Source organism: Pseudarthrobacter sp. R1, from assembly GCF_024494415.1.
Taxonomy (GTDB): Bacteria; Actinomycetota; Actinomycetes; order Actinomycetales; family Micrococcaceae; genus Arthrobacter.
Map to the genome: position 1 here is coordinate 462108 of NZ_JAMKFI010000008.1, position 9089 is coordinate 471196.

Consider the following 9089-nt stretch of genomic DNA (forward strand, 5'->3'; position numbering starts at 1 on the left):
GGTTACTGATCTGGTAGAAAAAAGAGTCGGCCAGCTCCGAAGGCTCTACTGGAGCCACTAGGAGCCGGCCGACTACCTTCTACCTAGAGATCATCCGTGACGCCCTGGAAGAGTGCCTGAATAGCCAGGCCGAGCGGGCCGACGGCAATCATGACAATGACGGCGATGAGAGCGACCATGATGCCGTACTCCACCATCGTTGCGCCTTTTTCTTCACGGGTGAAGCGATCCTTGATGCCGGCGATGTAAGCAGTCATCGAGACCATGAGAGAAGTCATTGTAAATTCCTTAATTCGGTGAAATGGGTTTGATTGATTTCAACGAATTTCCAGCTGCCCCCATAAATCCTTAGCGGCTGGACTTCGCTAAGAAGAGATTGTCATTCGGGGGCAGGGGCAACAATGCGTAGTGGTACTCGACTTTTTCCACGGGCGCTAAAAGTACGTACTCGAAAGGCCGGGGCAGTACTCGGAAAGCGAAGCGAGTACACGGCGCCACTACTTGGACTCAAGGCGTGCTTGACCGGGCAACAGCCCTAAGGATGACCGGAGGAGGCTACATGAAAAAGAGAGTTGCAGCTGTAGTAGCGCCGAGCATCGAAGGACCGTGGGCCACTTCTGACGCTTTATTCCGGTCTTTTCGACTGAGCATCAGCACTGTGACTACACCGTTCAAGATGAAGCCCAGGAGTCCGCCGTAGAGCAGCTGGCTCCAGCCTAAGTACCCGAGGTAAAGGCCGACGGGCGCTGCAAGCTTCACGTCGCCCATCCCGATGCCGCCGGGGGAAATCAGCCCCAAAATAAAGTAGCCAAGAAACAAAATGACGGCGCCGAGCACCGCGCGCAGGAGATCATCAGCCTGCTTATTGAATATCCCGGGGATCAAAAAGAGTAAAAAACCACCCCCGAGCAGCATTAATACGAGCGGGTTGGGCAGCAAATGCAGTGCGACGTCGATGCGGGCGAGCTGCACGCCCAGCACGGCCAAAAATATAAAAGCCGGTAAAGCAATGCTCATTCCAAACCGCAAAGTAAAGGCCGCGCACGCGAGGCCGGTAAGTGTCGCCGTCGTAATTCTGATGGGAAGGGTGGGGAGGCCGCCCAAGCGGGGAAGTTGCTTGGCGATGAGGACTTCGGCGACGGGGGAGAGCGCCATTCCCAACGCGACGGCGCCAAGGACCAGGAGCCAGTAAGCAGAAACCTCATTAGTCATTGCAAACACCGCGCCCCCTGCGTCCGTTGGGCCGGCAGGTGCTGAGGCAGCCTCCGGCTACCCCATTTTGACCCTGAACCCCTTAACGCGCTAATCTTGGTAGTCGTTGTGCGTGTCCTATTCCGATGGTGCGTGCCCGCTTGAGAATCCGGTTGCAGGATGACTACTCAACGTGCACATTCGGAACCACAGGATGACTGGTTACATAGAGCCCTCACCTCTGTTCCGGTAGCGCGCAGATAGTAGGTGCCCACCCCTGAGTGGCTCCTAAACAAGAAGCCAGAACAAGAACGAGGCAAACACCGTGCGTACGTACACCCCGAAGCCCGGCGATATCAACCGCCAGTGGCACGTCATTGACGCCACAGACGTTGTCCTTGGTCGTCTCGCGAGCCAGACCGCAATCCTGCTGCGCGGCAAGCACAAGGCCACCTTTGCATCCCACATGGACATGGGCGACTTCGTCATCATCATCAACGCTGAAAAGGTTGCCCTGACCGGCGCCAAGCTGGAGCAGAAGCGCGCTTACCGCCACTCCGGCTACCCGGGCGGCCTGACCTCCGTCAACTACGCGGAACTGCTGGAATCCAACCCGGTCCGCGCCGTTGAGAAGGCCATCAAGGGCATGCTCCCGAAGAACTCCCTCGCTGCCCAGCAGCTGGGCAAGCTGAAGGTGTACCGCGGTGCCGAGCACCCGCACGCCGCCCAGCAGCCCAAGACTTTCGAAATCACCCAGGTCGCCCAGTAGTCCTGGCCACCAAACAACTTATCTATACAAGGAGAACCGTGGCTCAGAACGAAGAGACCACCGAAGCCGTTGAGGCTGAGGAAACCCTGACCAGCTACACCTCTGAAAGCTCAGCTGCTGACGCCGCTGCGCCGAAGAAAGAGCGCCCGGCACTGACCGTTGCCGGCGCAGCTGTTGGCCGCCGCAAGGAAGCTGTTGCACGCGTTCGCGTTGTTCCCGGCTCCGGCAAGTGGACCATCAACGGCCGCGCGCTGGACAACTACTTCCCCAACAAGCTGCACCAGCAGGACGTCAACGAGCCCTTCAAGATCCTTGATCTCGAAGGCGCCTACGACGTTATCGCCCGTATCCACGGCGGCGGCATCTCCGGCCAGGCCGGCGCACTGCGCCTCGGCATCGCCCGGTCGCTGAACGAGATCGACGTCGAGAACAACCGCGCCACGCTGAAGAAGGCCGGCTACCTCTCACGCGACGCCCGCGTCATCGAGCGTAAGAAGGCTGGCCTCAAGAAGGCCCGTAAGGCTCAGCAGTACTCCAAGCGCTAAATCCGCTTGCCCAGAAGCCCGTCCCGCCATTGGTGGGGCGGGCTTCTGCCGTTAACTCCTAAGTCGGCCAAGCGCTCTCGCTAATTTTGGATTGACGGTCACGGGCGGCCGCGTTACTTTTTACTAGACCAGCCACTTCGAGTGGACCCGGGTCGGCCTGTACTAAACAGTCGATCAAGTGTGGAAATGAGCCATGCGACTTCCTGTAATTGGACTTCGCCCATGGCTCATTGCGCCAAAGTCACCTACGCAAGCCGGAGCATTGCCCTCCTTGCCCTCTACGCCATCCAGCGCTCGGGTAACTGCGCAAGACGTGAGGCCAGCGTTTATCCCTGCAAGGAGTGCAGGGCCTGGCATCTGACATCCCAGCGAGTAAGCGGAGCGTGGAGAGAATTCCAATCGCCCATTCCGAGACGTAAGACATTCAAACAGTCCAGGAACAGTGCCTGACCAGCCGTTTCAAGCCGAACCATCCCCATCCTCTAGACTTGACCGGTGTCTAGATTATTTGGAACTGATGGTGTCCGGGGGCTGGCGAACGGTCTGTTGACTGCGGAGCTCGCCATGCAGCTGGCCCAGGCGGCCGCCGTCGTACTCGGCCATGACCGCAAATCCAACGGGTCCCGGCCGCGGGCCGTTGTAGCCCGCGACCCGCGGGCAAGCGGGGAATTCATTGCCGCCGCCGTGGAGGCCGGGCTCTCCAGCTCCGGCGTGGACGTTTACGACGCCGGCGTCCTCCCCACCCCTGCAGCGGCCTATCTCGTGGCGGACCTGGACGCTGACTTCGGCGTCATGATCTCGGCCTCCCACAACCCTGCGCCCGACAACGGCATCAAGTTCTTCGCCCGCGGCGGCCAGAAGCTCCCCGACGAGGTGGAGGACGCCATCGAGGCGCAGATGTCCCGGGAAGCAGTGCGCCCGGTCGGCGCCGATGTCGGACGCATCCAGCGCTTCTCGGACGCCGAGGACCGCTACATCGTCCACCTCCTGCAGACCCTGCCGCACCGGCTGGACGGACTTACGGTGGTTCTGGACTGCGCCCACGGTGCTGCCAGCGGTTGCTCGCCCCAGGTCTTCAAGGACGCCGGCGCGAATGTCATTGTGATCGGTGCGGACCCGGACGGCCATAACATCAACGACGGCGTCGGCTCCACCCACCTTGGTCCCCTCAAGGAGGCCGTCGTCAAGTACGGCGCCAACTTGGGAATCGCCCACGACGGCGACGCAGACCGCTGCCTCGCCGTGGACCACGAGGGCAACGAAGTGGATGGCGACCAGATCATGGCCATCCTCGCCGTGGCTCTGAAGGCGTCAGGCAAGCTCAGGGACGATGTCCTGGTGGCAACTGTCATGAGCAACCTCGGGTTGAAGATCGCGCTCCGCGAAGCGGGCATCAGCATCCGCGAAACCGCCGTGGGCGACCGCTACGTCCTCGAGGAGATGCGCGACGGCGGTTTCAACCTGGGCGGCGAACAGTCCGGCCACGTTATTTTCGCCGACCACGCCACAACGGGCGACGGCGTGCTCACCGGACTGCAGCTCGCGGCCCAGATTGCCCTGACTGGTAAGCCGCTTAAGGAACTCGCCACGGTGATGACCAAGCTTCCCCAGGTCCTCATCAACGTCAAGGGTGTGGACCGCGCCGGAGTGAAGAGGAACGAGGTCCTCGCTCAGGCGGTGGCGGCAGCTGAAGCCGCTCTCGGTGACACCGGCCGCGTCCTCCTCCGGCCGTCCGGCACCGAACCGGTTGTACGTGTGATGGTTGAGGCTGCCGACGAAGAGACCGCCCAGTCCATTGCCGAACACCTTGCCCAGGTGGTCCGGGCAGAGCTCGCTTTGGAGCTCATCTCCGAATAGGTCCCTGAACAGCAAAGCGGCCCGCCTCCATCAGGAGGCGGGCCGCTTTCGTTGTGTACGCCCAGCATGGGCATTCGCTTGGAGGTGGAAGTCCTCTGAAGGAGAAGGTGGTTTAACTTCTAGCCAATGGCAACTGCGTCATCGTGAGGTGGGGTGGGAAGGAAGCCGGAGGCAAATCCCTGCACCGAGGGACACGAACCGCATAGAAGGCATGCAAGCTCGGGATCAGGCCGGATCTGGCCTATCAATGGGGCAACAGCAGCCGAGCCTACTGGCGGGTCGCGAAGTCGCCCATCCTCCACAGGGCCCTGCCAACCGAGTACTGGGCAGGGCAAGGCCTCATTCTCTTTCGCACTGCATGGGATCGCTTTCAAACGACCTAGCGAACCGCCGTATGCGAGGCCCGCACGTACGGTGGTGTGAGAGGTGGGTCGGGAAACCCGACCCACCTACTCGATTGCTAGGCGTCAGGGAGTGCGGCTTTTCAGGGCATCCCTGATCTCGGTCAGCAGCGCGATTTGCGGATCCTCGGCAGACTCCTTCTTCACGTCCTGGCCGATCCCCAGCCTGCGGTTGCGTCGCTCGATCATCAGGTTCATCGGCATCACCACAACGAAATAGATGGCCGCTGAGATGAGCAGGAAATTCACAATGGCAGTCAGCAGCACGCCAAACTCGATGAAGTTGCCGTTGAAATTCACTCTTGCGAAGCTGTCGAAGTTCGGCGAACCTGTCAGCCCGGCAATGAAAGGCATGAGCACCTTATTCACAAGTGCCGTCACCACCGCGCCAAAGGCGGTTCCAATAACGACGGCGACGGCAAGGTCAACAACATTGCCCTTCATAATGAAATTCTTGAATCCAGTCAGCATAGGAACCAAGCTAGCGCATAGCGTTAGGGATACCCCGGCGCGGCCCCCACGCCGAAGTACTCCTCCAGCGTGAAAATCCCACGCGCAGCCATGTCGGTGGCCGCCTCGACGCCGATGTAGCGCAGGTGCCACGGCTCGTAGTAGTACCCCGTGATCGGGTGGAACATCCACGGGTAGCGCACCACGAACCCGAACCGGTGTCCGTTCGCCTTCGCCCACATGGCCGCAGGCTGGTCCGCGAAGCACGGTTGGAAACCGCATGCGCCCCCACCGTCCGCGATGTCAAAGGCCCAGCCGGTCTGGTGTTCCGAGTATCCCGGCCGGGCGCCTGCCGTGTCCGCATCGGCTTGGCCGCGCGAGGCAACGTAGCCGTTGTAGGTGGCCACCTGGGTGCCGTAGGAGCGGTACCCGCTTGCCAGCACCATGGCCACCCCCTCCCCCGCGGCCGCCGCGAACATCGCCTCGGCCGCAGCCGCCGTCGTGCTGTTCAGCAGCGCCGCCTCGCCGGAGGCGGTCGTGGCCACGGCGGGCACTACCAGGTCAGCCGGCACGTAGTCCGCCGGGATCAGCGGCCGGTGCTTATTGACCACCAGCCAGGGGCTCGCAGGATCGGTGAGGGAGAACTGCCGCGGCAAAGCCGAGGAGGGCGACGGCGTCGGGGACGGTTCCGGAGGCGGGGGAGCCGCAGTGGTGACTTCCGCCGTCGGGGTTGCCGACGCAGTAACCGGACTGGGGGAGGGGAAAGCAGAAGGCGCGCCCGACGACGGCGCCCCCGCCCCGGGTGCTTCCGGCGTGCAGGCAGCCAGCACAGTCAGTCCTGCCCCCGCCGCGAGGAAACGGGCGAAGGTGCGCCGGCTGGTCGCCGTCTGCCCGGAAGCTTCAGAAGGAGTGCAGTCGTAGCACACCTGTGCTAAACCTTCCGAAGGAGCATGCGGCGGATGGAATGGTCCGCGTCTTTGGTGAGCACCAGCTGGGCGCGGCCGCGCGTGGGGAGGACGTTCTCCTCCAGATTCGGCTCGTTGATCCGCTTCCAAATATCCCGGGCGGTGCTCTCCGCCTCCTCGTCGGACAGGGCTGCATAGCGGTGGAAGTAGGACTCCGGCTGCGCGAATGCCGTGGTGCGGAGCTTGCGAAACCTGTCCACGTACCATTCCTCAATATAGGAAGTCTTGGCATCCACGTAGATGGAGAAGTCGAAGAAATCGCTCAGGGCAAGCCCCTGCCGGCCGTCATGCCGCGGCCGCGCCGGTGCCAGGACGTTAAGCCCCTCCACGATCAGCACGTCGGGGCGGCGGACCACCACTTCCTTGCCCGGAACGATGTCATACGTGACGTGGGAGTACCAGGGGGCGCGGACTTCCTCGGCGCCGCTCTTGATTTCGCTCACGAAGCGCAGCAGCGCCCGGCGATCGTAGGACTCCGGGAAGCCCTTCCGCTCCAGCAGCTGCCGGCGCTTCAGTTCAGCCAGCGGGTACAGGAAACCGTCAGTGGTGATGAGCTCCACATTGGGGGTGCCAGGCCAGCGGCGCAGCATTTCGCGGAGAACGCGGGCGATGGTGGACTTGCCGACGGCGACCGAGCCCGCCACGCCGATGACAAACGGAGTGCGCTGGGTTTGCTCGCCCAGGAAGGTGGTGGTGGCCGCATGAAGCTGGCCCGCGGCCTCAACATACAGGTGCAGGAGCCTGGAGAGCGGAAGGTAGACCTCCCGGACCTCCTTGATGTCCAGGGGGTCGCCAAGGCCGCGGAGACGGTCAATATCCTCCTGATTAAGAGGCTGTTCCATCTCATCGGCGAGCCGGGACCAGGTCTGCCGGTCCAGCTCAACGAACGGGGAGACGCCTTCGCCGTTCGCTTCATTGCGTTGCACAGTCACTTTAGAGATTCTGCCCCCAGCCCGGCCGAGAGCGAAATGCGCGTGAGCCGGAGCACACTGGTCAACGCCACAGAGCGGCTCCCGGCGGCGCCTGGTTTAAAGCTAGGGCACCCCTGCCGATAGTCTTGAGCCTATGTGTGGAATCGTAGGATACGTGGGCCGTTCTGGTAACGGCGGAAGTCACAGTGCGTTGGATGTTGTCCTTGAGGGACTGCGCCGCCTGGAGTACCGGGGCTATGACTCCGCAGGGGTCGCCGTGGTGTCCCAGGGTTTGATCGAGTCGCGGAAGAAGTCGGGGAAGCTGAGCAACCTGATTGCCGAGCTGGAGGCCCGTCCGCTGCCGGAAACCGTCACCGGGATCGGCCACACGCGTTGGGCGACCCACGGCGGGCCGACGGACCGGAACGCGCACCCGCACCTGGCCGATGGCGGCAAGCTCGCCGTGATCCACAACGGCATCATCGAAAACTTCGCCGAGCTGAAGCTTGAGCTGCTGGATAAGGGCGTAACGTTCCTGTCCGAGACGGACACCGAGGTGGCCGCGGCGCTGCTGGGGGATATTTTCCGGAACAAGCTGGGCGGGGACACCTCCGACGGCGGCCTGACCCGCGCGATGGAGCTCGCCTGCCAGCGCCTGGAGGGCGCTTTCACCCTCCTCGCGGTCCACGCTGACCAGCCCGACGTCGTCGTCGCCGCCCGCCGCAACTCGCCGCTGGTGGTGGGTCTGGGCGAAGGGGAGAACTTCCTGGGTTCGGACGTGTCCGGCTTCATCGATTACACCCGACGCGCCGTGGAATTGGGCCAGGACCAGATCGTGACGATCACCGCGGACACGGTGGAGATCACCGATTTCTACGGCAAGCCGGCCGAGGGCAAGGAATACCACGTTGACTGGGACCCTGCCTCGGCGGAAAAGGGTGGCTTCAGCTCGTTTATGGAGAAGGAAATCCATGACCAGCCCGATGCTGTGGCGCAGACCCTGCTGGGACGCTCGGACATCAACGGCAAGCTGACCCTGGATGAGCTGCGCATTGATGTTGAACGGCTGAAGCAGGTCAACAAGATCATCGTGCTGGCCTGCGGCACCGCCGCGTACGCCGGCACCGTGGCCAAGTACGCGATCGAGAACTGGTGCCGGATCCCCACCGAGGTGGAGCTCGCGCATGAGTTCCGCTACCGGGATCCGATCCTGGACGAGAACACCCTGGTGGTGTCCATCAGCCAGTCCGGGGAAACGATGGACACCCTGATGGCCGTCCGGTATGCCCGCGAGCAGGGCGCGAAGACCATCTCGATCTGTAACACCAACGGCTCCACCATTCCGCGTGAATCCGATGCCGTGCTGTACACGCACGCGGGTCCGGAAATCGCTGTGGCCTCCACCAAGGCGTTCCTGGCGCAGATCACCGCCGCGTACCTGCTGGGCCTGTATCTGGCACAGCTGCGCGGCAATATCTTCTCCGGCCAGATTAAGGACGTCCTCGCGGACCTGAACAAGATCCCGGCCAAGATCCAGAAGATCCTGGACAACGCCGGGCCGTTGCGGGAACTGGCCCGCAGCATGGCCGACGAGAAGTCGGTGCTGTTCCTGGGCCGCCACGTCGGCTACCCGGTGGCGCTCGAGGGTGCGCTGAAGCTGAAGGAAATCGCGTACATCCACGCCGAGGGCTTCGCCGCCGGCGAGCTCAAGCACGGCCCCATCGCCCTGATCGATGAAGGCCAGCCGGTGTTCGTGGTGGTCCCGTCCCCGCGAGGCCGCGACTCCCTGCACGCCAAGGTCGTCTCTAACATCCAGGAAGTCCGTGCCCGCGGAGCCCGCACCCTGGTCATCGCCGAGGAAGGCGACGAAGCGGTCAAGGCCTACGCCGAGCACGTCTTCTACGTCCCCGAAACCCCCACCCTGCTGATGCCGCTGCTGACCACCGTCCCGCTGCAGATCTTCGCCGCGGAACTCGCCGCAGCCAAGGGCTACGACGTGG

Annotated in this window: 9 protein-coding genes; 4 read left to right on the plus strand and 5 right to left on the minus strand. The window is 62.8% G+C overall.

All coding sequences use genetic code 11. The features are described from left to right. Window positions 1-83: 83 nt before the first annotated feature. Both M8J71_RS13045 and M8J71_RS13050 read right to left on the minus strand, forming a co-directional pair. Complete coding sequence (locus M8J71_RS13045; RefSeq protein ID WP_256248290.1) at window positions 84-278, minus strand: Flp family type IVb pilin; 195 nt, start codon at window positions 276-278, stop codon at window positions 84-86. Window positions 279-555: 277 nt separating this feature from the next. Beyond that, complete coding sequence (locus M8J71_RS13050; RefSeq protein ID WP_256248291.1) at window positions 556-1212, minus strand: prepilin peptidase; 657 nt, start codon at window positions 1210-1212, stop codon at window positions 556-558. Between the two features lie 304 nt (window positions 1213-1516). On the opposite strand from M8J71_RS13050, the gene rplM reads away from it, so the two are divergent. From rplM to glmM, 3 genes are all read left to right on the plus strand, one after another. After that, complete coding sequence (gene rplM, locus M8J71_RS13055; RefSeq protein WP_015937805.1) at window positions 1517-1960, plus strand: 50S ribosomal protein L13; 444 nt, start codon at window positions 1517-1519, stop codon at window positions 1958-1960. Window positions 1961-1998: 38 nt separating this feature from the next. Further along, entirely contained in the window at window positions 1999-2505 is a 507-nt protein-coding gene (gene rpsI / locus M8J71_RS13060; RefSeq protein ID WP_050684362.1) for a 30S ribosomal protein S9, read from the plus strand. Window positions 2506-3000: 495 nt separating this feature from the next. Continuing rightward, window positions 3001-4362 (plus strand): phosphoglucosamine mutase, encoded by a 1362-nt coding sequence (glmM, locus tag M8J71_RS13065; protein ID WP_256248292.1) that lies wholly within the window; start codon window positions 3001-3003, stop codon window positions 4360-4362. A 467-nt stretch (window positions 4363-4829) separates the two neighbouring features. Here the strand turns inward: glmM and mscL are convergent, their stop codons facing one another. The 3 genes from mscL to coaA are packed head-to-tail and all read right to left on the minus strand — an operon-like array spanning window position 4830 to window position 7110. Next, window positions 4830-5234: a large conductance mechanosensitive channel protein MscL gene (gene mscL / locus M8J71_RS13070; protein ID WP_256248293.1), complete on the minus strand. Its 405-nt coding sequence runs from the start codon at window positions 5232-5234 to the stop codon at window positions 4830-4832. Between the two features lie 23 nt (window positions 5235-5257). After that, window positions 5258-6139 (minus strand): M15 family metallopeptidase, encoded by an 882-nt coding sequence (locus M8J71_RS13075; protein ID WP_256248294.1) that lies wholly within the window; start codon window positions 6137-6139, stop codon window positions 5258-5260. Between the two features lie 5 nt (window positions 6140-6144). Then, a complete protein-coding gene (gene coaA / locus M8J71_RS13080) occupies window positions 6145-7110 on the minus strand; it encodes a type I pantothenate kinase (protein ID WP_163161978.1) in 966 nt (321 codons plus the stop codon). Window positions 7111-7243: 133 nt separating this feature from the next. On the opposite strand from coaA, the gene glmS reads away from it, so the two are divergent. Further along, window positions 7244-9089, plus strand: a 1846-nt coding sequence (glmS, locus tag M8J71_RS13085; RefSeq protein ID WP_256248295.1) for a glutamine--fructose-6-phosphate transaminase (isomerizing), incomplete at its 3' end; no start/stop codon positions are given.

Coding starts and splice junctions, on each gene's coding strand:
- M8J71_RS13045 (WP_256248290.1), bottom strand. CDS start 278: ATGACTTCTCTCATGGTCTCGATGACTGCTTACATCGCCGGCATCAAG.
- M8J71_RS13050 (WP_256248291.1), bottom strand. CDS start 1,212: ATGACTAATGAGGTTTCTGCTTACTGGCTCCTGGTCCTTGGCGCCGTC.
- mscL (WP_256248293.1), bottom strand. CDS start 5,234: ATGCTGACTGGATTCAAGAATTTCATTATGAAGGGCAATGTTGTTGAC.